The sequence below is a fragment of the Aeromonas sp. SrichE-2G genome, assembly GCF_017939565.1.
GTDB classification, from domain to species: Bacteria; Pseudomonadota; Gammaproteobacteria; order Enterobacterales; family Aeromonadaceae; genus Aeromonas; species Aeromonas taiwanensis.
The window spans coordinates 230,334-255,187 of the sequence record NZ_JAGKRG010000053.1 but is presented as its reverse complement, the minus strand read 5'-3'; the positions used below and the strand labels follow the sequence as shown (position 1 = coordinate 255,187).

General features: G+C 64.4%; 19 protein-coding genes and 2 tRNA genes. 13 read left to right on the top strand and 8 right to left on the bottom strand.

Annotated features, from left to right (window positions below; all coding sequences use genetic code 11):
• The first annotated feature begins 156 nt into the window (after positions 1-156).
• Positions 157-1,068 (top strand): recombination-associated protein RdgC, encoded by a 912-nt coding sequence (gene rdgC, locus J9885_RS17585; RefSeq protein ID WP_210550212.1) that lies wholly within the window; start codon positions 157-159, stop codon positions 1,066-1,068.
• A 67-nt stretch (positions 1,069-1,135) separates the two neighbouring features.
• Here rdgC and J9885_RS17580 read toward each other — a convergent pair whose 3' ends face one another.
• Positions 1,136-1,753, bottom strand: a complete 618-nt coding sequence (locus J9885_RS17580) for a GDSL-type esterase/lipase family protein (RefSeq protein WP_210550211.1) — start codon at positions 1,751-1,753, stop codon at positions 1,136-1,138.
• 113 nt (positions 1,754-1,866) lie between these two features.
• Between J9885_RS17580 and J9885_RS17575 the strand changes: the two genes are divergently transcribed.
• The gene (locus J9885_RS17575) at positions 1,867-3,648 is read left to right on the top strand and encodes a gamma-glutamyltransferase family protein (RefSeq protein ID WP_210550210.1); all 1,782 of its coding nucleotides are present in this window, start codon (positions 1,867-1,869) and stop codon (positions 3,646-3,648) included.
• 149 nt (positions 3,649-3,797) lie between these two features.
• Here J9885_RS17575 and J9885_RS17570 read toward each other — a convergent pair whose 3' ends face one another.
• Positions 3,798-5,075: an FAD-binding oxidoreductase gene (locus J9885_RS17570; RefSeq protein ID WP_043758989.1), complete on the bottom strand. Its 1,278-nt coding sequence runs from the start codon at positions 5,073-5,075 to the stop codon at positions 3,798-3,800.
• Between the two features lie 55 nt (positions 5,076-5,130).
• Positions 5,131-5,742 (bottom strand): HTH-type transcriptional regulator PuuR, encoded by a 612-nt coding sequence (gene puuR / locus J9885_RS17565; RefSeq protein WP_134695844.1) that lies wholly within the window; start codon positions 5,740-5,742, stop codon positions 5,131-5,133.
• A 305-nt stretch (positions 5,743-6,047) separates the two neighbouring features.
• Here puuR and J9885_RS17560 point away from each other — a divergent pair, with 305 nt between their 5' ends.
• The 5 genes from J9885_RS17560 (at position 6,048) to J9885_RS17540 (ending at position 12,551) form a co-directional block, all read left to right on the top strand.
• A complete protein-coding gene (locus J9885_RS17560) occupies positions 6,048-7,511 on the top strand; it encodes an NAD-dependent succinate-semialdehyde dehydrogenase (RefSeq protein ID WP_043758986.1) in 1,464 nt (487 codons plus the stop codon).
• A gap of 210 nt (positions 7,512-7,721) precedes the next feature.
• Complete coding sequence (gabT, locus tag J9885_RS17555; protein WP_043758985.1) at positions 7,722-9,011, top strand: 4-aminobutyrate--2-oxoglutarate transaminase; 1,290 nt, start codon at positions 7,722-7,724, stop codon at positions 9,009-9,011.
• A 372-nt stretch (positions 9,012-9,383) separates the two neighbouring features.
• Entirely contained in the window at positions 9,384-10,727 is a 1,344-nt protein-coding gene (locus tag J9885_RS17550) for an APC family permease (protein WP_043758983.1), read from the top strand.
• Positions 10,728-11,055: 328 nt separating this feature from the next.
• The gene (locus J9885_RS17545) at positions 11,056-11,208 is read left to right on the top strand and encodes a hypothetical protein (protein ID WP_167332219.1); all 153 of its coding nucleotides are present in this window, start codon (positions 11,056-11,058) and stop codon (positions 11,206-11,208) included.
• Positions 11,208-12,551, top strand: a complete 1,344-nt coding sequence (locus J9885_RS17540) for an APC family permease (RefSeq protein ID WP_210550209.1) — start codon at positions 11,208-11,210, stop codon at positions 12,549-12,551. The genes J9885_RS17545 and J9885_RS17540 overlap by 1 nt, the downstream gene beginning before the upstream one ends.
• 108 nt (positions 12,552-12,659) lie before the next feature.
• On the opposite strand, the gene J9885_RS17535 is transcribed toward J9885_RS17540, so the two are convergent.
• Both J9885_RS17535 and J9885_RS17530 read right to left on the bottom strand, forming a co-directional pair.
• The gene (locus J9885_RS17535) at positions 12,660-13,124 is read right to left on the bottom strand and encodes a hypothetical protein (protein WP_210550208.1); all 465 of its coding nucleotides are present in this window, start codon (positions 13,122-13,124) and stop codon (positions 12,660-12,662) included.
• Positions 13,125-13,355: 231 nt separating this feature from the next.
• Positions 13,356-13,667 carry a hypothetical protein gene (locus tag J9885_RS17530; RefSeq protein ID WP_043758978.1) on the bottom strand — a complete coding sequence of 104 codons (312 nt, stop codon included), beginning with the start codon at positions 13,665-13,667 and terminating at the stop codon, positions 13,356-13,358.
• A gap of 282 nt (positions 13,668-13,949) precedes the next feature.
• Between J9885_RS17530 and J9885_RS17525 the strand changes: the two genes are divergently transcribed.
• The 4 genes from J9885_RS17525 to J9885_RS17510 all read left to right on the top strand — a co-directional run bounded on the left by J9885_RS17525 (position 13,950) and on the right by J9885_RS17510 (position 20,084).
• Positions 13,950-15,104, top strand: coding sequence for a Na/Pi symporter (locus J9885_RS17525; protein WP_134695848.1), 1,155 nt, complete (start codon positions 13,950-13,952; stop codon positions 15,102-15,104).
• Between the two features lie 138 nt (positions 15,105-15,242).
• On the top strand, positions 15,243-15,713 hold the full coding sequence (locus J9885_RS17520; RefSeq protein WP_043758975.1) for an FKBP-type peptidyl-prolyl cis-trans isomerase: 471 nt from the start codon (positions 15,243-15,245) through the stop codon (positions 15,711-15,713).
• A gap of 227 nt (positions 15,714-15,940) precedes the next feature.
• On the top strand, positions 15,941-16,708 hold the full coding sequence (locus J9885_RS17515) for a class III extradiol ring-cleavage dioxygenase (protein ID WP_210550207.1): 768 nt from the start codon (positions 15,941-15,943) through the stop codon (positions 16,706-16,708).
• Between the two features lie 163 nt (positions 16,709-16,871).
• Positions 16,872-20,084, top strand: a complete 3,213-nt coding sequence (locus tag J9885_RS17510; protein ID WP_210550206.1) for a transporter substrate-binding domain-containing protein — start codon at positions 16,872-16,874, stop codon at positions 20,082-20,084.
• Between the two features lie 107 nt (positions 20,085-20,191).
• On the opposite strand, the gene J9885_RS17505 is transcribed toward J9885_RS17510, so the two are convergent.
• Positions 20,192-20,392 carry a YbfA family protein gene (locus J9885_RS17505; RefSeq protein ID WP_043758971.1) on the bottom strand — a complete coding sequence of 67 codons (201 nt, stop codon included), beginning with the start codon at positions 20,390-20,392 and terminating at the stop codon, positions 20,192-20,194.
• 211 nt (positions 20,393-20,603) lie between these two features.
• On the opposite strand from J9885_RS17505, the gene J9885_RS17500 reads away from it, so the two are divergent.
• Positions 20,604-20,891 (top strand): hypothetical protein, encoded by a 288-nt coding sequence (locus tag J9885_RS17500; protein ID WP_210550205.1) that lies wholly within the window; start codon positions 20,604-20,606, stop codon positions 20,889-20,891.
• A 66-nt stretch (positions 20,892-20,957) separates the two neighbouring features.
• Here the strand turns inward: J9885_RS17500 and J9885_RS17495 are convergent.
• Together J9885_RS17495 and J9885_RS17490 are read right to left on the bottom strand one after the other, a co-directional pair.
• Positions 20,958-21,031: transfer RNA gene (locus J9885_RS17495), tRNA-Cys, on the bottom strand.
• 56 nt (positions 21,032-21,087) lie between these two features.
• A tRNA-Gly gene (locus tag J9885_RS17490) sits at positions 21,088-21,163 on the bottom strand.
• A gap of 249 nt (positions 21,164-21,412) precedes the next feature.
• Between J9885_RS17490 and J9885_RS17485 the strand changes: the two genes are divergently transcribed.
• A complete protein-coding gene (locus tag J9885_RS17485; RefSeq protein WP_210550204.1) occupies positions 21,413-24,850 on the top strand; it encodes a response regulator in 3,438 nt (1,145 codons plus the stop codon).
• The last annotated feature ends 4 nt before the right edge of the window (positions 24,851-24,854 follow it).

Below are 24,854 nucleotides of genomic sequence, written 5' to 3'. Positions count from 1 at the left end.
GAACACTCGCAGTCTAGGGGAGTTCGGCAGGGAGACGGGCGGTCAACGTGAGGCCATGTGAAGTCGATCGCCCTTTATTTAGCGAGAATGATTGGCTGATCACAAAGCGCCTCTCTAGTACAATGCCCGCCGGACAATCTAGAGACCGAGGACGCCATGTGGTTTAAAAACCTGCAGATTTATCGCTTTACCCGCCCCTTTGACCTGACCGTCGAGCAGCTGGAAACCCAGCTGGAGGCCTGTGCCTTCACCCCCTGCGGCAGCCAGGACATCTCCCGGTTCGGGTGGGTCAAGCCCCTTGGCAAATTCGGCTCCACCCTGACCCACAGCGCCTCCGGCCACATCCTCGTCTGCGCCCGCAAGGAAGAGAAGATGCTGCCCGGCACCGTGGTCAAGGAGATGCTGGCGGAGAAGGTAGAGGCGATCGAGTTCGAGCAGGGGCGCGCCCTCAAGAAGAAAGAGAAGGAAGCGCTGAAAGAGGAGATCATGCACACCCTGCTGCCGCGCGCCTTCAGCCGTACCAGCCAGACCTTCGCCTGGATCAATCCGGCCGACAACCTGATGGTGGTGGATGCGGGCTCCGCCAAGAAGGCGGACGATCTGCTGGCCCTGCTGCGCAAGTCCATCGGCTCCCTGCCGGTGGTGCCGGTGGCCCTGAAGAACCCGCCCGAGATCACCATGACCGAGTGGCTCAACGAGGGCAACCTGCCCACCGCCTTCACCCTGGAGGACGAGGCCGAGCTGCGCAGCGCCATGGAGCACGGTGGCATCATCCGCTGCAAGCAGCAGGATCTGATGAGCGAGGAGATCAAGAATCACCTGGCCAACGACAAGCTGGTGACCAAGCTGGCCCTCAACTGGGGCGAGACCCTGGGCTTCGTGCTGGGGGATGACCTCTCCATCAAGCGCCTGAAGTTCAGCGAAGAGCTGCGCGAGCAGAACGACGACGTCACCAGCGAGGATCCCGCCGCCCGTCTGGACGCCGACTTCGCCCTGGTCACCGCCGAACTCTCCCAGTTCATCCCGGCCCTGTTTGCCGCCCTGGGTGGGGAAGAGCAGTCCATCTAGTCCGCCGGCTGGCGACAGAAATCATCGTAAAAAAACCGCCGGATGGCGGTTTTTTTTATGCCCCGGCTCAGAGTGCCCCCCGCTCCTGCAACAGCCGGTGCAGGCGCTCGGCCAGGGTGCGATACCCCGGCGCATTGAGGTGCACGGCGTCGGACTTGAGCTCGGGGCGTCGCAGCAGGTTGCCGATGCTGTCGTTGTCCAGCACCAAGCCGTACTGCTCCGCCAGCTCCTCGTAGAGGGGAGCGCCCTCGGCAAACAGGGATTTTCGGGGCACACCCACCAGCACCAGCTGGGCGCCGCTGCCCTGCACCGCCTCTATCATGGCGGCGAGGTTGGCCTTGAGCGCCCCCTCCCCGCTACCGCGCAAGATATCGTTGCCCCCCTCCAGCAGGATGACCATGGCGGGCCTGTGCTCCGCCAGCAACCCCGGCAGGCGGGCCCTGCCGGCCTGGCTCAGCTCCCCCGACACCCCGCCATTGATGACGGGATGACCGGTCAGACTCGCCAGCACGCCGGGGTAGCTCTGGGCCGTGCTCGCGCCTCGCCCTTCGGTCAGGCTGTCCCCGAAGGCCAGTATGGTCTCCCCCGTCCCCAGGGGCCTGAGCGCCGGCTCCCCGCAGGCGGCCAGCAGCAGACAGAGCAGCGCCAGGATGCCGCCCCTTCCTTCCAGCGTTTCGAGTCTCATGGTGTGCCTCCTGACAGATTTGTAACCATATGAGTATTAAAGACAATCTTTTCATCAGGCTCCAAGTGTGACACATTCCGACAGGTGAACAAGAAACCGACAAGGAGTTTGTCATGTCCCTCAAACCTCTCGGCCTGCTGGTCGCCCTCGGCCTACTCGCCGGCTGCGCCCCCCAGAATGGCTTCCACTATGTGCCCCCACCCCAGACCCTGATCGCCCCCGAAGCGGCCAGCGGCTGGACTGACAAGCCAGGCTGGCAGGGTCGCCACTTCATGGTGGCCGCGGCCAATCCGCTGGCGGTGGACGCGGGCTACCAGATCGTCAAGGCGGGAGGCAGCGCCGTGGATGCGGCCATCGCCGTCCAGCTGGTGCTGACCCTGGTGGAGCCGCAATCTTCCGGCATCGGTGGCGGCTCCCTCATGCTGGTGTGGGATGGCAAGCGGGTGGCTGCCGTGGATGGCCGGGAGACGGCGCCTCTGGCTGCCACGGATCAACTGTTCATGCAGGATGGCAAGCCAATGGCCTTCTACGACGGCGTGGTGGGGGGCCGCTCGGTCGGCGCCCCCGGCACGGTGCGCGCCCTGGCCCTGGCCCACGAGCGCTATGGCAAGCTGCCCTGGGCTAGCTTGTTCGAACCCGCCATCACCCTCGCAGAGCAAGGGTTCGTGATAAGCCCCCGCCTCGCCACCCTGCTCGCCAAGGAGCCCTATCTCGCCAAGGACCCGGAGGCCCGCGCCTACTTCTACCAGGCGGACGGCACGCCCAAGACGGCGGGTACCAAGCAAACCAACCCGGCCCTGGCCAGGGTGCTGCGCACCCTGGCAAACCAAGGGCCGGACGCCTTCTATCGCGGGCCGCTGGCGGATGCCATGGTGGCCAAGGTGCGCAGCCACCCCACCAACCCGGGGGTGCTGGCGGCGGCCGATCTCGCCAGCTACCGCGCCAAGCTGCGGGACGGGCTCTGCTTTGACTATCGCCAGAGCGAGGTGTGCGGCTTCCCGACCCCCTCCTCCGGCACCCTGGCCCTCGGCCAGATCTTCGGCATGCTGGAGAGCCGCGACATGGCGGCGCTCAAGCCCGTGAAAGGGCCGAACGGCAGGCTCGCCGCCTCCAGCGACGCCATCCACCTCTACAGCGAGGCGGCGCGCCTTGCCTTCGCGGATCGCAACCAGTACGTGGCCGACGGCGACGTCGTCTCCGTGCCGGTGCAGGGCATGCTGGACAAGAGCTATCTGGCGGAGCGGGGTCGCCTCATCGGCAACCGCTCCATGGGGGTCGCCAAGCCAGGTACCCCGCCCCGGGCGCTGGCCATGGGCCGTGACGCCACCCCGGAACTTCCCTCCACCAGCCACATCTCCATCGTGGATGGCAGCGGCATGGCGGTCTCCATGACCAGCTCCATCGAGGATGGCTTCGGCTCGCGGCTGATGGTCAACGGCTACCTGCTGAACAACCAGCTCACCGACTTCTCCTTCACCTCGGTGGACGTGGCCGGCCTGCCGGTGGCCAACCGGGTCGAGCCCGGCAAGCGCCCTCGCTCCTCCATGTCCCCCCTGCTGGTGTTTGACAAGCAGAGCGGCGAGCTCGAGATGAGCCTGGGTTCCCCGGGGGGCTCCGCCATCATCAACTATGTGGGCAAGGCGCTGCTCGGTACCCAGGACTGGGGACTGACTTTGCAGCAGGCCATCGACCTGCCGAACTTTGGCAGCCGTAACGGCCCCACCGAGCTGGAGCAGGGGCGCACGCCCGACGCCGTGGTCCAGGGGCTGAAAGCCAGGGGACACGAGATCCTGCTCAATGAGCAGACCTCGGGGCTGCAGGGGGTGCAGCGCAATGCCGGCGGCTGGCTGGGGGCCGCGGATCCGAGACGCGAGGGGGTGGCCAGGGGCGACTAGCCCCTGTTCACTCTCCCTTTGCCGGCAAGGCCAGCGGCCCTTGTTCGGGCAAGGCTACCGGCAAGCGAGAGCCCAGCGCTTTCACCACGCCCAAAAAACCAAGGCCACCTCAGGGTGGCCTTGTCGTTTCTTGCTGCACGCGCCCGGGCTCACACCCCGAGGCGATCGCGCAGGGTATACCAGGCGGCCCCGGCGGCGGTGAAGGGGATGCGGAACAGCCGGCCACCCGGGAAGGGGTAGTGAGGCAGCTTGGCAAAGGCATCGAAACGCTCCGCCTGACCGCTCAGCACCTCGGAGAGCAACTTGCCCGCCAGATGGGTACAGGTGACGCCGTGGCCGCTGTAACCCTGCATGTAGTAGATGTTGTGGCCGATGCGGCCAAACTGCGGCAGGCGCGACAGGGTCAGCAGGAAGTTGCCGGTCCAGGTGTACTCCACCTTGACGTCTGCGAGCTGGGGGAAGGTTTTCAGCATCTTGGGGATGATCAGCCGCTCGATGTCGGCAGGATCCCGCGCACCATAGACCACGCCGCCACCGTAGAGCAGGCGGTGATCCCCTGTGGTGCGGTAGTAGTCCAGCAGGTAGTTGCAATCCTCCACGCAGTAGTTTTGTGGCAACAGCGAGCGGGCCCGCTCCTCCCCCAGCACCTCGGTGGCGATCACCTGGGTACCGCAGGGCATGCTCTTGCCGGCAAGCTCGGGCACCAGGTTGCCGAGGTAGGCGTTGCCGGCCACCACCACGTAGCGCGCCTTGACCGCGCCCTTGGCGGTCTTCACCAGCGGGCTCTGGCCCGGTGTAATGCTGGTCACGGCGGACTGCTCGAAGATGAGCCCCCCCTGCATGCGAATCGCCTCCGCCTCCCCCAGCGCCAGGTTCAGGGGGTGGATGTGGCCGCCGCTCTTGTCGAGCAGGGCGCCGACGTAGCGATCGCTCGCCACCACCTCGCGCACCCCGTCGGCATCGAGCAGCTCCAGCTTGTCGTTGCCCCACTTCTGCCAGCGCTCCTGCTGCGCCTTGAGCTCGTGCAGCTGCTTCTCGGTCTCGGCGGCGAACACGCCCCCCTCCTGCAGATCGCACTGGATGTTGTAGCGCTTGATGCGATCGCGAATGATCTGGCCCCCTTCAAACAACATGGAACCGAGCAGCCTGGCCTGTTCCGGCGGGCAGTTCGCTTCTATGGTGTCGATGTCGCGGCTGTAGGAGTTGACGATCTGGCCGCCGTTGCGGCCGCTGGCGCCAAAGCCGATGCGGGCCGCCTCCAGTACCACCACCTTGTAGCCCTTCTCCACCAGGTGAAGGGCGCTGGAGAGGCCGGTGTAACCCGCCCCGATGACGCAGACGTCGCACTCAAGCTGCTCGGTGAGCATGGGATAGGGGGCGTGCTGGTTGGCACTGGCTGCGTAGTAACTCTTTACATGTTCGGTCATGATCCCTGTTTCCTTACCGGTTCTTTTCCAAAACGACACTTTTTCCAGAACGACACTAGAAGTTGGCCGGGGTGTGGGCGCTGACGATGCGACAGACCTGCCCCGACGGATTGCTGAAACTGTGGGGCTCGCCTGTGTCTATCACATAGCTGTCCCCGGCGCTGAGCGCGTAGGTCTGGCCAGCCAGGGTCAGCAGCACCGACCCTTCCAGCACGGTGCCGACCTCCTCCCCCAGGTGTTTGACCTGGCCCCCGGTGTCCGTGCCCGGGGCATAGGTCTCCAGCATGAAGCCGAGCTGGCGACGGTTGTTGCCGTTGTGCACCAGCTTCATGGAGACCCCCTGACTGCCCAGCTCGATGAGCTGATCCGCCTTGATCACCACGCTCGGCGTCTGCTGCTCCTCCTCGGCGAAGAAGCGCGACAGCGGCAGCTCGTAGACGCTCAACAGCTTCTGCAGGGAAGCCACCGAGGGGCTCACCTTGTTCTGCTCTATCATGCAGATGGCGCCGTGGGTCAGGCCGCTCAGCTCGGCCGCCCGGCGCTGGGAGAGCCCGAGGCCCCGGCGGATCTGGGCGAGACGCTCCCCCATGCTCTTGTCCATCTCTTTGTCAGCCAAGGGGTTATCCGTCATGGTCCGCCACTGGACCTCTCCATGGGGTTGCTGCATCGTCCATCTCCTTAATTGCCATTCGAATACCTGGTGACGGTTGGTTAAAATAGTGCATCAACGCCGATGCCCTGTTCACTATCCTGCACAACCCCATCCGTTCATTATTTTGCACACCCGAGACGACATAAAACGCAACAATCGCTCAATTAGCCTCATTTCTAGCATGCCAGACCCCGTACACTCAAATATATTTAACACTTGAAAAACATTTCGGCTCAATTTATGGTCGTCATGTGCTTATTATTCTATACGGCGTGTCCACCGGACGAGTGAACCGCCCTGACCCACAATCGAGGCTTCCCATGTCAGCATCACAACCTGCTCTCTCCTTGATCAAATCCCTTGCCTATGTCGATGGCCGCTGGTGCGAGGCCCGGGGCGGACACCGGTTCGAGGTTCTGAACCCGGCGACCGGCCAGGTCATCACCCAGGTACCGGACATGGACGGGGAAGACACCCGCGCCGCCATCGCGGCGGCCCACCAGGCGCAGCCCGCCTGGGCGGCCCTCACCGCCAAGGAGCGCAGCAGCAAGCTCTACGCCTGGTTCGAGCTCATCATGGCCAATCAGGAGGAGCTGGCCCGCATCATGACCTGCGAGCAGGGCAAGCCGCTGGCCGAAGCCAAGGGAGAGGTGGCCTATGGCGCCAGCTTCATCCAGTGGTTCGCCGAGGAGGGCAAGCGCGCCTATGGCCGCACCATTCCCGGCTTCTCCGGTGACCGGCGTCTGGCCACCATCAAGCAGCCGGTGGGGGTCGTGGCCGCCATCACCCCCTGGAACTTCCCCATCGCCATGATCACCCGCAAGGCGGGCCCGGCGCTGGCCGCAGGTTGCACCATCGTCATCAAGCCCGCCGCCGAGACTCCCCTCAGCGCCCTGGCACTGGCGGCCCTCGCGGAGCAGGCGGGCATTCCTGCCGGGGTCATCAACATCATCACCTCTCACCAGGCGAGCGCGGTGGGCGACGAGCTGTGCAACAACAAGACGGTGCGCAAGCTCTCCTTCACCGGTTCGACCCGCATCGGCAAGCTCCTGATGCGCCAGTGCGCCGACACCATGAAGCGCCTCTCCCTGGAGCTCGGCGGCAACGCTCCCTTCATCGTGTTTGACGATGCGGACCTCGACGCCGCCGTGGCCGGGGCGCTCGCCTCCAAGTACCGCAACGCCGGCCAGACCTGTGTCTGCGCCAACCGCATCCTGGTGCAATCGAGTGTCTATGACGCCTTCGCCGACAAGCTGGCGGCCGCGGTGCGTGGCTTCAAGGTCGGGGATGGCATGGGGGAAGGCACCCAGATAGGCCCCCTCATCAACCCGGCCGCCGCCGACAAGGTGGCGAGCCTGGTCAAGCAGGCCGAGGCAGCCGGTGCCCGGGTGCTGGTGGGCGGCAGCCCCCACCCCGCCGGCCCCCTCTTCTATCACCCCACCATCCTGACCGGGGTCGAGCAGGGCAACCCCATCCTGGACGAGGAGATCTTCGGACCCGTCGCCCCCCTGGTGCGCTTCGAGACCGAGGCCGAGGCCATCGCGCTGGCCAACGACACCCCCTATGGCCTGGCCGCCTACTTCTATGGCCGCGACGTGGCCCGGGTGTGGCGCGTGGCGGAGCAGCTCGAGTACGGCATGGTGGGTATCAACGAGGGGATCATCTCAACCGAGCTGGCGCCCTTTGGTGGCATCAAGGAGTCTGGCCTGGGCCGCGAAGGGGCGGCTGAAGGGCTGGAGGAGTACCTGGAGACCAAATACCTCTGCTTTGGCGGCATTCGCTAAGGCACGCGGGGCAGTCAGGAGCACCTGACCACCCCTTCGTTTTATCGACAGCAAGGGGGGCGCACCGGCCACCGTCAGAGGTCATCAGACCCGACAGCACGCCGAGTGCGCCCCCACCGGACATACCGCCCTGCCCATGGCAGGCAGCGGATGAAATTGATAGCCAGATGGCACAGGAATATCGGGGCACATGCCCTTCAGGGAGGAAAAATGAGTCATTCAAGCAACAACCAGAGCTGGCAGGCCCGCCGTGAAGCGGCCGTAGTCCAGGGCGTCGGCACCCTGTTGCCGGTCTTCATCGATCGGGCGCAGAACGCCGAGCTGTGGGACGTGGAGGGCAACCGCTACATCGATTTCGCCTCCGGCATCGCCGTGCTCAACACCGGCCACAACCATCCGAAAGTGGTGGCGGCGGTGCGCGCCCAGCTGGAGAAGTTCAGCCACACCTGCTTCCAGGTCACCCCCTACTCCGGCTACATCGAGCTGGCGGAGAAACTGAACGACCTGGTGCCCGGCCCCACGCCGAAGCGCACCCTGTTCCTCTCTACCGGCGCCGAGGCGGTGGAGAACGCCATCAAGATCGCCCGTGCCCACACCGGCCGTAGCGGCACCATCGCTTTCAAGGGAGGCTTCCACGGCCGTACCATGATGGGCATGGCGCTCACCGGCAAGGTGGTTCCCTACAAGACCGGCTTCGGCCCCTTCCCGGGCGAGGTCTATCACCTCCCCTTCCCCGCCGATTACCTGGGAGTGAGCGAGGCGGACGCCCTGGCCGCGCTGGATCTCTGCTTCAGCGCCGACATCGAGCCCGCCCGGGTCGCCGCCATCATCATCGAGCCGGTGCAGGGCGAGGGGGGCTTCTATGCCGCTTCCCCGAGCTTCCTGCAGCGCCTGCGCCAGATCTGCGATCAGCACGGCATCCTGCTCATCTGTGACGAGATCCAGACCGGTTTCTGTCGCACCGGCAAGACCTTCGCCACCGAATACAGCGGCGTCGAACCGGACATCATGACCCTCGCCAAGAGCCTGGCCGGTGGCTTCCCCCTCTCCGCCGTGGTCGGCAAGGCCGACATCATGAACTCGGCCAAGCCGGGTGGCCTCGGCGGCACCTATGCCGGTTCCCCCATCGCCTGCGCCGCCGCCCTGGCAGTGCTGGAGGTGATCGAGGAGGAGCGTCTCAACCAGAAAGCCCAGGCCCAGGGCGAGCAGATCAAGACCCGCCTGCTCCAGCTGGCCGAGCGGTTTGACTGCATCGGCAACATCCGCGGCCCGGGTGCCATGGTGGCCATGGAGCTGGTCAAGGAGCGGGATGCCACCAGGCCGGATCCGGACCTCACCAAGCGGCTGGTAGCCGAGGCGGGCAAGCGGGGCCTGGTCCTGCTGGCCTGCGGTGTGCGCGGGAACGTCATCCGTTTCCTCGCCCCCCTGACCGCACCGGCGGCCATCGTCGACGAGGGGCTCGATCTGCTCGAGCAATCCCTGTTGGCATCCCTGGCCTGATACGGAAGAAAGCGTTCGCTTATTTGTGCAAAAAAATGCGTTTTTGCTCCCTTGATATGCTTGTCAAGGGGGCAACACGAATGCACAATGCGCCGCCGTATTCAAGGACCGCCCGCTCATCGGAGCCCGGTTCTTTTTTTGCGCCAAACAAATCCATAACGAGGCCGGAACCGACCGGAAATGATAGCGAGATGGACAGCCATCTCACGACACCCGCTTCTTAGTGAGGAACACCATGGGGCATATCACCGCTTTACTGCCGGCCCTCGCCGGTCAGCGCCATCCAGCCGAACAAGGGCATGGCGCCCCCTCTGCTCAGCATGACATCTCCGTCAGCCTGATCCCGTCGGTCCGTTTCGAGGGGAACCCATAATGACTGCGCAACCCACCGCTCTGAAGAAAAGCCTGAAACTCTGGCACGTGGTCATCATGGGGCTGGCCTACCTCACCCCCATGGCGGTGTTCGACACCTTCGGCATCGTCACCGAGATCACCGAAGGCCATGTGCCCACCGCCTACCTGTTCGCCCTCATCGGCATGCTGTTCACCGCCATGAGCTACGGCCATCTGGTGCGCAAGTTCCCCTCGGCGGGTTCCGCCTACACCTATGCCCAGAAGGTGTTCCACCCCTATGTCGGCTTCATGGTGGGCTGGGTCTCCCTGCTCGACTACATGTTCATGCCGATGATCAACATGCTGCTGGCCAAGATCTACATGGAGGCCCTGTTCCCGAACGTGGAGCCCTGGACCTACATCTTCGCCCTGGCCGCCGTGATGACGGCACTGAACCTGCGCGGCATCAAGCTGGTGGCAAACTTCAACAGCCTGATCGTCATGATGCAGTTCAGCATCATCGCCGTCTTCATCGGGCTTATCGCCTGGGGCGTCTACAACGGTGAGGGCATGGGGACCGTGGCCAGCAGCCGTCCCTTCTTCTCCGAGCAGATGCACATCAACCCCCTGCTGACCGGCGCCTCCATCCTGTGCCTGTCGTTCCTGGGTTTTGATGCCATCAGCACCCTGTCGGAAGAGACCCCGGACGCGGATCGCGTGATCCCCCGCGCCATCGTGCTGACCGCGCTGATCGGCGGCGTGCTGTTCGTCACCACCTCCTACTTCCTGCAGCTGTTCTTCCCGGACATCTCCCGCTTCCAGCAGCCGGATGCGGTCCTGCCCGAAATCGCCCTCTATGTGGGTGGCACCCTGTTCCAGGCGGTGGTACTGGTGTGCACCACGGTGGCGGTGCTGGCTTCCGGCCTGGCCTCCCACGCCGGCGTGTCGCGTCTGCTCTACGTGATGGGGCGGGATCGCGCCCTGCCTGCGCGCTTCTTCTCCTACGTCCATCCCAAGTGGCAGACTCCGGCGCTCAACGTGCTGCTGGTGGGTACCCTGGCCCTCTCCGCCGTGTCGTTTGACCTGGAGATCGCCCTGGCCCTGATCAACTTCGGCGCCCTGGTGGCCTTCACCTTCGTCAACCTGGCGGTGATTGCCCACTTCTACGTGAAGCTCGGCCACAACAAGACCCTCAAGGATCACCTGCTGTTCCTGCTGCTGCCCCTGTGCGGTGCCGCCTGCATCGGCGTGCTCTGGCTCAATCTGGAACCCGCCTCCTTCGAGCTGGGCCTGGTCTGGGCGGCGCTCGGTGCCCTCTACCTGCTGCTGCGCCTGACCGTCTTCCGGGTCCGGCTCGGCCGCCCCGAGAGCGATGCCTCCTGATCCCTCCCCTGGAGCCCGCCCCATGCGGGCTCCAGCTTTTTCCTCCCGCCAGTCCATCCGCCCTTCTGGTGAGTATCTTGTCATTTTCCCCTGGATCTGGCTGCGAAGTGACTGCTTGCACTGGAAACAAAATCCCTTCTGACGGCCTTTTTTGCTTGTCTCCTCCCCCCCCTGAGGGCACAATACGGCGCCCTTTGAGAGCCGATGTTGTTGCGACATCGGTTCTTTGCTTTTTAAGGGGCACACCACCATCCACCAAGAGGCCGGACCTTGTGCCGGAATTGATACCGAGATTGCCAAACAATCTCCCGACGTTGTGAGGAAAAACATGGGGCATTTCACTGCTTTCCTGCCGGTCCCCGCCGGCGTGCGCCATCCGTCTGTCACCCAGACCGGCGCCCCCTGTGTCCAGCGAGGCCTGCGCGCTTCCCTGATCCCGTCCGATCTCGCCCCCGTGGCCTGTGCAGAGGAGAAAGCGTGATGGCCGGTGCCAAGCTGCTCAAGACGCTCACCCTGTTCCAGGTGGTGGTGATGGGTCTGGCGTACCTCACCCCCATGGCGGTGTTCGATACCTTCGCCATCGTCGGCGACATCACTGACGGCCGCGTGGCCACAGCCTATCTGCTGGCGCTGGGCGGCATCCTGCTGACCGCCTTCAGCTACGGCCACCTGGTGCGCCGCTTCCCCTCCGCGGGCTCTGCCTATACCTACGCCCAGAAGGTGTTCAACCCCTACGTCGGTTTCATGGTCGGCTGGTCTTCCCTGCTCGACTACATGTTCATGCCGATGATCAACATCCTGCTGGCCAAGATCTACCTGACCGCCATGTTCCCGAACGTCGATCCCTGGATCTTCATCTTCGGCCTGGTCACCGTGATGACCTTCCTGAACCTGCGCGGCATCAAGCTGGTGGCGAACTTCAACGGCGCCATCGTTTTCATCCAGATCGCCATCATCATCACCTTCCTCGGCCTCATCGCCTGGGGTCTGAGCCAGGGTGAGGGTGCCGGCACCCTGATGAGCAGCCGTCCGTTCCACGTGGAGTCCGCCAGCATGCTGCCGCTGTTCACCGGCGCCACCATCCTCTGCTTCTCCTTCCTGGGCTTCGACGGGCTGAGCTCCCTCTCGGAAGAGACCCCGAACGCCGGCAAGGTGATCCCCAAGGCGATAGTGCTGACTGCACTGATCGGCGGCATCATCTTCGTGACCGTCTCCTACAGCCTGCAGCTCTACTTCCCGGATCTGGCCCGCTTCAAGGAGCCGGACGCCGTGCTGCCGGAGATCGCCCTCTACGTCGGCGGCACCCTGTTCCAGAGCATCGTGCTGGTGTGCACCACGGTGGCGGTGCTGGCCTCCGGCATGGCCGCCCACGCCGGGGTATCGCGCATCCTCTACGTGATGGGGCGCGATCGCATGATCCCCGAGCGGGTGTTCGGCTACATCCACCCCACCTGGCGCACCCCGGCCATCAACGTGCTGCTGGTGGGCGCCCTGGCGCTCTCCGCGGTGTCGTTCGATCTGGACATGGCCCTGGCCCTGGTGAACTTCGGCGCCCTGGTGGCCTTCACCTTCGTCAACCTGTCGGTCATCGGCCAGTTCTGGGTCCGCGAGAAGCGCAACAAGAGCCTGAGAGATCACCTGCTCTATCTGGTGCTGCCGCTGCTGGGGGCCGCCACCATAGGCGCGCTCTGGATCAACCTGGAGCAGAGCTCCCTGGAGCTCGGCCTCATCTGGGCGGGGATCGGGGTGGCCTACCTCTTCCTGCGCATCGCGGTGCTGCGCATTCCCTTCCGTCAGTACGAGGAAGCGACCGACGGCCAGTAAGCGGCCGGCGACACGCAAAGCAGAACGTCACGCCAAGCAAAAGGGGAGCCCATGGGCTCCCCTTTTTACATCCACGCCCTCTTGCGGCGCATTCGTCGGTCCGGCGACTCAGTATGCGCCGCTGTGGCGCAGCACGGCCCTGCCCGCGGCCTGGGCCGGATCGTCCACGACGTTTTCCACCCGCTGCCTGGTGTTCTTCGCCTTGCGATAGGCATCGTCCACCCCGGTGGCCTGGGCCGCCTTGCGCTTGGCGTAGTCCCCCGGGTTGTCGACCGCATCCTCCACCCGCTGCCGGGTGTTCTTCGCCTTGCGATAGGCGTCGTCCACCCCGGTGGCCTGGGCGGCCTTGCGCTTGGCGTAGTCCCCCGGGTTGTCGACGGCGTGCTCGACCCGCTGCTTGGTGCTGGCCGCCGAACAGCGACTGTTGACCCCGGTCGCGCTGTTGACGGCCGAGCCAATCGCCACGTCCTTGGCGCTGCAACCGGAAGAGAGGAGGTTGGCCTGGGCCGAGAGGGCGCAGAAGGCCAGGGGGAGGAGGAGAAGGGACCAGGGTTTCATGACGACATGCTTCATGACAGACTCACCATTGCTAATGACATGGCGCCGCAGTCTACTCTCCCGGGTCGAACGCTGGCACCAGATAGCACCTTTATGTCCTTTTGGCTCCTCTTTTCCCGTTTGCTCCGTCAATTTCTAGCGCGACCTCTGGCCCAGCCGCCGGCTGCCCAACAGAAAGGGAGCCATTGGCTCCCTTTCTTGCGTCGCACGGCGTGCCGCCTCGGCCCGGAATGGCCGACACCCGGCTCAGCCCTTGGTGACCACGGCGGTGGCCGCCGACTTGACCGGATCCTTCACCACCTTCTTCACATCCTTGCCGGCCTCCTTGAGGCCATCGGTCTTGTCATCGATCGCTTTGGTGGTGTTCTTCTTCACCTCTTTCACTTCTTTCTTGGCATCCTTGGTCTTCTGATCCACCAGCTTGTCGGTATCACAGCGTCCCTTGACCCCCAGGGTCGCATTGAGGGCCTCGTTCTTGGCCGCCTTCTCGAGATTGCACTCGGCCTGGACGCCGGCAGACAACAATCCGAGGGAAAGACACAGTATCCATGCTCGCATGACAGCACCACTCTCTTTGGTTGAAAGGACAATCGTCAGCATATAACCCTGACGGCCAAGTACAAGCACGATTTCGAACGACGCCCTTGCCCCCTCCACACAGGGGGTGCGTCCGACAGTTCCTGACCCATTTGGTGGCAGCAAGGAGGCGGTGACGATCGATCCGCCCATCCCCCTGCCGTCATCAAACCATCATAAAAGTGTCACTTTGTCATATTTCTGTCATAGAGCGCTGCTGTAATGCGCCCGTCCAATTCAACGCAGCACGTCCCAAGAGGCCACATGCACAGCACCGCATCTTCCGCACCACTGCAGCCCCGCCGTACCGGCCCACTGTTCAACTGGCTGGCGGTGATCACGCTGATCTACCTGATCCTGGTCGCCGTTGGCGCCGTCTCCCACGGCTTCAAGGGCTTCTCCGGCGGCGCCGAGGGTGCGGCCCAGATCTTCGCCTTCGCAAACAACCCCTTCGTGGCCTTGCTGCTCGGGATCCTCGCCACCGCCCTGGTGCAATCCTCCAGCACTGTCACCTCGGTGATCGTCGGCCTGGTGGCTGGCGGCCTGCCCATGGGCATGGCCATCCCCATGGTGATGGGCGCCAACCTCGGCACCACCATCACCAACACCATCGTCTCCCTCGGCCATATCCGGGATCGGGGCGAGTTTCGCCGCGCCTTCGCCGCGGCCACGGTACACGACTTCTTCAACCTGCTGGCGGTCTTCATCTTCCTCCCTCTGGAGCTGATGTTCGGCCTGCTGCAAAAGAGCGCCGAGTGGCTGTCCGGCTTGCTGCTGGGCTCCGCCGACATGTCGATGAAGGGGATGGACTTCATGAAACCCCTCATCGAGCCGGCCATGAACGTCATCGACAGCGCCGTCGCCTTCCTGCCGGGCAAGGGGCCCGCCATTGCCACCATCGTCATCGGCATCCTGCTGATCCTCGGCTGTGTCACCACCCTCGGCAAGGTGCTGCAGCGGGTCATGGTAGGCCGCGCCAAGGAGCTGCTGCACAAGGCTCTGGGCCACGGCCCCCTGACCGGCATCGCCTCCGGCACCCTGGTCACCGTCATGGTGCAGTCCTCCTCCACCACCACCAGCCTGATGATCCCGCTGGCGGGGAGCGGTCTGTTCAGTACCCGTCAGCTCTACCCCTTCACCCTGGGGGCCAACATCGGCACCACCATCACCGCTCTGCTGGCCGCCACCGCCATCAGCGGCGCCGGTGCCCAGCTGGCGCTGACCATCGCCTTCGTCCACGTGCTGTTCAACCTGTTCGCCGTGACGCTCATCTATGGCCTGCCCTTCCTGCGCGAGCTGCCCATCAAGGCCGCCGAGACCCTGGCCCGGGTCGGCAGCGAGAACAAGCTGCTTGCCCTGGGGTACGTGGCCGGGCTCTTCTTCGCCCTGCCCGCCCTGATGATGGTGGCCGCCAAGTAACGCCCACTGCCACCATGAGGGGGAGGATCTATCCTCCCCCTGTTCATTTGCCAGTCCGGTCACATCCTGCCCGCCCCGGCTCGCCCTGACGCCCCGGCTGGGATAAGATGCCGTTCTCGCTCTCACAAGGGAAATTCGATGAAATTCATTCTGATCGCGCTGCTGGTCGCCGGTGTCGCCTACTACTTCTTCACCAGCAGCAATAACAAGAAGCTGGCCGCGGAAAACGTGCGCATCGGCGCCCAGTTCCTCGCCGGCAATAAAGACAATCCGCTGGTGACCACCACCGCCTCCGGCCTGCAGTACGAGGTGCTCACCAAAGGCAACGGCACGGTTCACCCCACCGCCACCAGCAAGGTGAAGGTGCACTATGAAGGCAAGCTGCTGGACGGCACCGTGTTCGACAGCTCCGTCGCCCGTGGCGAGCCCATCGAGTTTGGCCTCAACCAGGTGATCCCGGGCTGGACCGAAGGGGTACAACTGATGGTGGAAGGAGAGAAGACCCGCTTCTACATCCCCGCCAACCTGGCCTATGGCGATCGCGCCGCCGGCAAGATCCCGCCGGGCTCCGTCCTTATCTTCGATGTGGAGCTGCTGGGCATTCAGTAAGACCCCGCCCTCTCCTTTCCCCCAGGGCCGGCCACTGCGCCGGCCCTCTCGTTACCGCCCTCCTCCCCCCATCACTATCTACCTATAGTGAACAGTGATTACACATCAGCATGGATTGTTAACCTCATGGCGTGAGCAGATAATGACCTCATCGTCAGCGGCACGTCGCCCTGACCCCGGTCTTTGGTACGCCGCGCGTACCTGCACACTGCATAGGGAGTCTCGTCATGGCTATCGCCCCCGTCTGGTTCATCTCTCACGGCGCCCCGGATCTGGTCTTGCGCGACCAGCCAGCCACCCAGTTTCTCAAGCGCCTGCGCCTCGAGGGCATCAAGGGGCTGGTGGTGTTCTCCGCCCACTGGTTCAGTCGCAGCGAGCTGCAGATCAACGTCGAACCCAGCCCGGCCCTGATGTACGACTTCTATGGCTTCCCCGAGCCGCTCTACCATATCCGCTGGCCTGCCTGCAGCCCCCAGTGGCTGCAGGAAGCGGTGAGCGATCAGCTGCTGCTGACCGGCATGCCCGCCACCCCGGTGCGCCGTGAGCTGGACCACGGCGTCTGGTCCCCCCTCTCCCTGATGGATCCTCACAGCGAGATCCCCCTGGTGCAGCTCTCCCTGCCGGCCAGCTTCAGCCCGGATCAGCTGTGGCGGCTGGGGGAAGCCCTGCGGGGCCTGCGCGAACAGGGGATCGGCATCCTCGCCTCCGGCGCCATGACCCACAACCTGCGCGCGCTCGGACCGGACGGCGCCCCGGTTCCCCAGTGGGCGAGCCAGTTCGCCCACTGGATGGAACAGGCCATGAGCGAGGGGGACAAGGCAGCGCTGGAAGATTACCGCGCCCGGGCCCCCGGGGCAGTGGAATCCCACCCCCACGACGATCACCTGCGGCCGCTGTTCGTGGCACTGGGAGCGGCGGGGCAGGACAGGCCGGAAAAACTGCACGACAGCTGGGACTACGGCAGCCTCTACATGGGGGCCTACCGGTTCGGTTGAGCGGGTGGCATGGCCACGGCGCCCGGACGGCGGTCAATCCGCCCTCCGGGCCTCTTTTTATGGGAATACACGCCAAATGAGGGACTCGTTATAGTCGTTTTCCGGTAGAATGGCCGCCTTTGAACAAGACCTGGCAAGGATGGCTGTCACGTCGGATGGCATGATGAACCTCTTTCGATCACTGATCCTGCTCTGCCTGCTGTGCCTGCAACCGGCCCTAGCCCTGACCCTTCACAGCCGTCACGCCCCCGAGATCCTCCCGCCCCGCTGGACCCAGGCCGAGCAGGCGTGGCTGCGACAGACACCCCAACTGCGGGTCGGCATCCTGCGCCACGACTATCGCCCGTTCAGCATGATCCTCGCCCGGCAGCGTGTGGAGGGGCTCACCGCCGACTATCTCGACGTGCTGGCCAGAACCCTGCAAAAACCCCTGGCGCTGCGCGCCTTCCCCGACAAGGAAAGCCTGCTCGATGCCCTGCGCCGCGGGGAGATCCACCTTGCCAGCGTTGGCAACCTCACGCTGGCGGACACCGATGCTGCCGGTATCCGGCTGAGCGTCCCCTATTTCAGCTCGCCTCTCGTCTTCTCGGCTCCCAAAGCCCGCCAGGGGCCCCTGTTCGCGCCGGGTCAGCGCGTCGCGGCCGTCCAGGGGCAGATCGACACGGCACGCTTCAAGCGCTACTACCCCACCCTCACTCTGGAGACCTACCCCTCCAACATGGAAGCCTTCGACGCCGTCTTCTTCGGCCGTCAGGACATCTTGCTGGGGGACGCCCATGCCATGCACTTCCTCAACAGCGAGCGCTTCGACTACCTGCGCCAGCGTGGGGAGGCCCCGCCCGAGCTCGCGCCGGCAGATTTTCGCTTCGCGATGCAGGCCGGCGAGCCTGTGCTGTCAGCCCTGGTCGACAAGAGTCTGGAGGGGATCGACATCGGGATCCGCAATGCCATCTTCACCCAGTGGAACGGGCCCATTCGCGACATGAACGACAGGAATGGCGAGATCTATGACGCCGCCGAGCGGGCCTGGATGCGCCAGGCCCCCCCCGTCAAGGTGTGGCTGATGGACAATCTCTACCCCTATGGTGCCCTGGATCACGACGGCCAGCTGGTCGGCATGACGGTCGACATGCTGGCCAAGGTGAGCACACGCACCGGCCTCACCTTCGAATTCGTGAGCGCGGACTCCGAGCGCCAACTGGCAGAAGCCCTGCAGTCAGGCACCATCGATCTCATTGGCGCCATCTCCCAGCAGGTGGCCGAGCGCTACGGGCTGCTCACCTCCATTCCCTACGCCACCGACAACATCTATGTGATCCTCACTCGCCAGGACGAGCACGCCATCGACTCCCTCCAGAGCCTGGCGGGCAGGACGGTGGCGATGACGCGCCACACCCCGCTCGCAGAGAGGCTCGCTGGCAGCAAGATCACCCTGGTGGAGAGTGCCGCCCAGGCGATGGATGCGCTCGATTGGGGGCGACTGGACGCCGCCATCGTGCCGCTCTACTTCGCCCGTCACGCGCTGGAGAACGATCCCCGGGCCCGGCTGCGCATCGCCGGCCCCGCCGATGACGAGCCGATCCGGATGGGATTTGCCAGCCTGCCGGAGCACGGCATGCTGATGGGGATCCTCGACAAGACCCTGCTCGCCATTCCCCCCAACGAGCTGGCCATGCTGCGTTACGAGTGGCGCAACCGCAAACTGCCGGTGCCCGGCTTCATGGAGCGCCACGCCCACGTTTTCTACCTGGTGTTTGCCGTGCTGCTCTCCCTGGCGCTGGCGCTGCTCTACCGCAACCGCATGCTCAACCGCCTCGCCCACAGCGAGCAAGCCTCCCGCCAGCAGCTGGAGGCCCATGTCCGCTTTATCCGGGCGCTTGGGGAGAGCCTGCCCCACCCCATCGTCGTGCGGGACAAGAGCGGCAAGGTGCTGCTGTGCAACAGCAAGTACCTGACCCAGCTCGGCGCAGAGCCGGACGCCGTCATGGGCCAGCCCTTCGCCCGGGGGCTGGAGGGGGTGCTCGATGCCCGCAGCATCGCCAGGCTCGAACAAGACTTTGCCAGGGTGCTGCGGGAGGGGCAGCCCGTCTTTGCCGATCGCCTCTTCAACCGGCAGGGGGAGCAGACCGACATCTATCACTGGATGGTGCCCTACTTCGATGGCGACGGGGTCATCAGCGGGGTGATCGATGGCTGGATAGACATCACGGACCGCAAGCGACTGGAGGAGGCGCTGCGCCAGGCCAAGCTCCAGGCCGACAGCGCCAGCCGCGCCAAGAGCGACTTCCTCGCCACCCTGAGCCACGAGATCCGCACCCCCATGAACGCCATTCTCGGCATGCTGGAGCTCGCCACCGAGGATCCCGCCCTCAGCAGCCGCAGCGGCGAGTGGCTGCGCATCGCCGCAGACTCCGCCAACGGCCTGCTGGATCTGCTCGGAGACAGCCTCGACATCGCCAGCATAGAGGCGGGCCAGATGACCCTGACGCCGGTGCCGTGCGAGCTCACGCCGCTGCTGCAGTCGGTGACCCGGGTGTTCGCGGGCATGGCCGGGCAGAAGGGACTGGCCTATGACGTCAGGCTGCCCGAACCGCCCCTGCCGAGGGTGATGATCGACCCCCTTCGCCTGCGCCAGATCCTCTTCAACCTGATCGGCAACGCCATCAAGTTCACCGAGCAGGGCCAGGTGAGCATCGCGGCCACCCTGGCCGGTGCACCGGCCGAGCCCGTGCTGCACCTCGTCATCGCCGACACCGGGGCCGGCATTGCGCCAGACAAGCTGCCCCGGCTGTTCACCCCCTTCTACCGCGCGCACACCCAGGGCCACATCCCGGGTAGCGGCTTGGGCCTCAACATCGCCCGCATCCTGTGCCAGCTGATGGGGGGAGAAATAAGCGTCCACAGCCGGGTCGGCGAAGGCACCCGGCTCGCGATCAGCCTGCCCCTGACGCTGGCGGAGCACGCCCCGCTGCCTGCCAGGACGGCGATTCCGACTTCCCTGACGCCACCGACCCGGCTGCGCATCCTGGTGGTGGATGACAACCACGCCAACCAGACCCTGCTGCGCCAGCAGCTCAAGCACCTGGGGCACGACGTCAGCGTGCGCGCCAACGGGCTGGAGGCCCTGCGCGCCCTCACCAGTCATCCCTTCGATCTCGTCATCACCGACTGCCAGATGCCGGTCATGGATGGCTTCGAGCTGACCCGCAACCTGCGTGCCCGTGGCCATGAGCTGCCCGTCTGGGGGTTCACCGCCCACGCCCAGCCCCGTGAGCGGGAGCTCTGCCTGGCCGCCGGCATGAACGACTGCCTGTTCAAGCCCATCGGCCTCGCCCGCCTGCGGGCGGCACTAGCCACCCTGGCTCATCGGCCCTGACTGGCCACCGGCTGATAGCCAGGGCGCATTGGCGCTGGCTATCAGCCCGGCAAGCGCCCAATAAAAAAGACAGCCCGTGGCTGTCTTTTTTATTGGCTGGCGCGTCCTCAGTAGAAGATCCGCTCCCCTCGCTCGCTCATCTTGAGCCACACCGGCTTGGTGCTGGTCTTGTTCCAGATGCGGTGCAGGTAGCTGTAGAAACGGGCGCGATCGCTGCGAAACAGCATCACCGGGAAGGCAAGCAGACCCGCCATCAGCACGAAGATGCGGCGAAGGATTATCTGAGTCAGGGAGAAGGGATGAAACATGATATGACGCCTCACTGGTAAGACCACTGAACAAAGATTACGCCACAAATTGTAGGATTACTACACCCATGAGGCCATTTTTTTGGAAAAAAGCGGTCTTAAAGCCATAAAATGAAAATGGGTTACATTTTTTAACCAAAAAACAACAAGCGTGGCAAAACGCGGCGGCTGGACCAGAGTTAACGGAGGAAACACAGACAGGGGGAACAGGATGAAACTCGCGGATGTGGCGATCCTGAGCGTACTGGGGCTGCTCGCCTGGTCACAATGGCAGGAGTGGCAGCTCAATCGCGAGGACGCCATCGACATCGCCTATCATGGCACGCCCTCCCCCAGCCTGTGGCAGTGCGCGCTGCTGACCCAGCGGATGACCGCCCTGGCCGAACACGGCGGTGAGCTGGCGTTTCAGTTCCGGGGGGAGGCGCTGACCGACATGGAGCACTATCTGCGCAAGGAGTGGCAACGACAGGGATGCGAACAGCTCACCGGGTCGCAATGACAGTGGCGATACAGGGAAAAACCGATTGAGTGATCGTCGATGACGAGTGACAAAACAGGGAGAAGATGGAGGCACGTTCCGGAGTCGAACCGGACTAAACGGATTTGCAATCCGCTGCATAACCGCTTTGCTAACGCGCCATGCTGACAAGGCCTGGGCCTTGAGAGTGATGTCCATGATTGGTGCCATGGAGTATTGGAGCGGGAAACGAGACTCGAACTCGCGACCCCGACCTTGGCAAGGTCGTGCTCTACCAACTGAGCTATTCCCGCATTACTGCTTTCGTGCCAGTTGCCTGACAACGAGGCGCATTATACGTACCCCGAGCCCGGGCACAACCCTTTTTTATGACTTTGTTCGCTTTTCAAAACTGTTTGCTCAGGCTTTAGACGTCTTGGTCGAAAATCCCCCCATTCCCTGTGACCCGACGAGCGAATTTCAGATAAAGCCATTGAAATAGTTAGCCTTTAGTCAGAAACTCATCGCGCTTAGTAACCGGATTCTCAATTGAAAATCACGCGATGAAATGGATCTTCAGGCCTCGTGGGCTCCGACCGCAGCTGATGCTGGCTTTCTTCATGTTGGGCCTGGTGCCCTTCCTGGTCGTCACCCTGTTTTTCCTCTATAGCCACGGCAAGGATCTCACCACCCAGACATCCAACCACCTGGTCTCCGTGCGCAATATCAAGAAGAGCCAGCTGGAAGATTACTTTGGCAACCTCAAAGAGCAGATCATCAACTTCTCCCAGCAGGATTTTGCCGGCAACAGTATCGGTCGCTTCTACGGCTTCACCGGCGCCTTCGAGAAGCTCGGCACCACGCCGCAGGAGGCCCGCGCCCGCGCCCAGGCCCGCTATGTGCCCGGCTCCTGGGACAAGCTGCAGCAACCGGACAGCCAGGTCAACATCGAGCCCTCCATCAGTGCCCTCATCCTCGCGGACGAGATGTATGGCCGTGTCCACCAGCGTTTTCACCGCGGCTACGCCGACATGGTGCGCAAGTCCAACTACAGCGACATCTTCCTGGTCGACCTCAACGGCGACGTGGTCTATTCGGTCACCAAGCACGCCAACTTCGCCACCAACCTGCTCTCCGGCCCCTACCAGTCCAGCGGACTTGGCAACACCTTCGCCAAGATCAAGCGCCGCCTCGACGGTGGCCAGAAGCCGCAGCAGATCTTCGAGTTCACCGATTTTGGCCGCAACGAGCTAACCGGCCAGGTGGTCGCCTATCTGGCCGCCCCCGTGATGCAATACGACTACGTGCGCGGCGTGGTCATCTTCGAGCTGCTGCCGGACAAGCTGAACCAGATCATGGCGGAGCGGGAGGGGCTCGGGGAGACCGGCGAGACCATCCTCATCGGCCCGGACAAGCGGATGCGCGCCAACGCCTCCCTCGCCCCCGGCTTCAGCGTGGAGAACAGCTTCACCCCGGACTTCCGGCCGCTGCAGACGCCGCTCATCATCAAGGCCCTCTCCGGCGAGCAGGGGGTCGGGCAGTTTCTCTCCTACCACGAGGACGAGGTACTGGCCGCCTACACCCAGGTGAAGGTGTTCGATACCGAGTGGGCCTTCATCGCCGAGATCTCCACCCGGGAAGCCTATGCCCCCATTCGCCAGCTCGAAGCCCTGGTGGTCCTGCTGGGTGCGGCCTCCCTGCTGCTGCTGACCCTCTTCTCCCGCTGGCTCTCCCACTCCATCACGGCGCCGCTGCGATCCCTCACCGCCGCCGCGGAGCAGGTGGCCGACGGCGCCCTGGATCACCCCATCGCCATCGATCGCACCGACGACGACATCGATCGGCTGGCCCAGGCGTTTCGCCACATGCAGCGCTCGGTGAAGGAGAAGATCGAGCTCATCGAGCGCCAGACCCAGGAGCTGCAGCAGCAGGTCAAGCTGACCCACAAGCAGAACCTCAGCCTGCAGCAGGCGGACAAGCTCAAGGACGAACTGCTGGCCAACACCTCCCACGAACTGCGCACCCCCATCCACGGCATCAAGGGCATGGCGGAGTCCATGCTCGCCAGCCAGCAGGATCTCACCGAGGGGCAGCAAAAGCAGCTCGGCCTCATCATCAAGAGCGCGGACGGCCTGGCGCGTCTCGTGGACGATCTGCTGGACTACCACCAGATGCGCTACGGCCAGCTGGAGATCCACCCCCAACCCGTCTCCTCCAAGGGAGTCATCCGGCTGGTGCTGGATCTCTGCCAGCACCTGGTGCAGGCCAAGCCCCTCACCCTGGTGGACATCAGCCCGGCCGAACTGCCGCCGGTGCTGGCGGACGAGCAACGGCTCGAACAGGTGCTCTACAACCTGGTGGGCAACGCCATCAAGTACACCCCCCAGGGCAAGGTAGTGCTGAGCGCCCTGGTGGAGGGCAACTTCCTGCGCATCAAGGTGACCGACACCGGCATCGGCATCGCCCGGGATCACCTGGAGCACATCTTCGAGCCCCTGGTGCAGATGAGCCCGGAGGTCAGCAAACAGGGGGCCGGCCTCGGCCTCTCCATCACCCGCCAGCTGGTGCATCTCATGGGGGGCGAGCTGTTCGTGGAGAGCGAACCGAGCGTCGGCTCCACCTTCGCCTTCACCCTGCCGCTCGCCAGCGGCAAGGCGGGCACCCTGACCCTGGACAGCCGCCAGATGGAGCTCCAGCTGGTGCGCCAGCAGCCCCTCACCCTGCCGGACTGGGAGAGCGAGGATCTGCCGCCCCCGCCACCCGGCGCCCCCCTCATCCTGGTGGTGGACGACGAGCCCATCAACCTGCACATACTGCGCCACCTGCTGCAACCCTGCGGCTACCGCATCCTGCCGAGCAGCGACGGCCACGACGCCCTCGCCAAGCTGGCCCAGGAGCCGGTCGATCTCATCCTGCTGGACGTGATGATGCCGACCCTCTCCGGCTTTGACGTCTGCCGCCGGCTGCGCCAGCAGCACCCCAAGGAGACGCTGCCGGTGCTGCTGCTCACCGCCCTCAACCAGCCCAAGGATATCGAGGAGGGTTTCAACGCCGGGGCCAACGACTACCTGGTGAAACCCTTCTGCAAGGAGGAGCTGTTTGCCCGGGTCAGGGCTCTGCTGGAGGCGAGCGCCGGTCGCGCCTCCCTGGTGGAGAACCGATTGCTCAAGCAGGAGATAGAGCACCGTCTGATGTTGCAGGAGCAGTTGCATCAGGACCAGGAGCGGCTGCTGGCCCTGCTCGGGGAAGGGGCCGACCCCATGGTCTTCATCGACGGCCAGGGCGTGGTGCTGTTCGCTTCCCGGGCACTGGCGCGCCTGCTGGGTCAGGAACCGGAAGCCATGGAGGGGCAGCCACTGGACGAGTGGCTGGCCAGCCCGCTGGCCCAGCAGTGGCCCGACATGACGGCGCGCCCGGAGCAGGATCTGGACTTCCTGGTGGCGGGTCAGAAAGATGGCCTCAATGCCCGCGCCCTGCCCATCAACCTGGCCGGGCAGCACGCCTTTGCGCTGACCCTCAGCACCGAGCAACGCCAGGATGACAACCGGGTGATGGCGTTGGAAAACGCCCTCAAGAGCCTGTCACGCCAGGCCATCATCGAGGATGGTCAACTGCTCGGGGAGCTGAGCCGGTTGGGGGGAGAGTTCAGATCGCTCGCGGACAACCTCATCCGCCAGCAGGATGACGAGCCCCTGCGCCGGGCCCTGGTGGATACCATGCGGCTCACCCTGGACACCTGGCAGCAGAGCACCGGCAAGGGCAAGATAGTGCTGGCGGAAAAGAGCAAGCTGTGGCGCGTCTACATGGACAGGTCCAGCCCCCAGACCCGCACCCTCGACAAGTACCTGAGCCTGGATACCCTGCCCAAGGCCCCGCGCTGGAAGACGGTGGTGGCCAGCGCGGAGTACGTCCTCAGGCAGTGCCCCCTGAGCGAGGCACAGCAGCAGAGTCTGCACCAGAGCACCCAGCGGCTGCGCCAGCTCGCGAGCCGCAAGGGCTGAATGG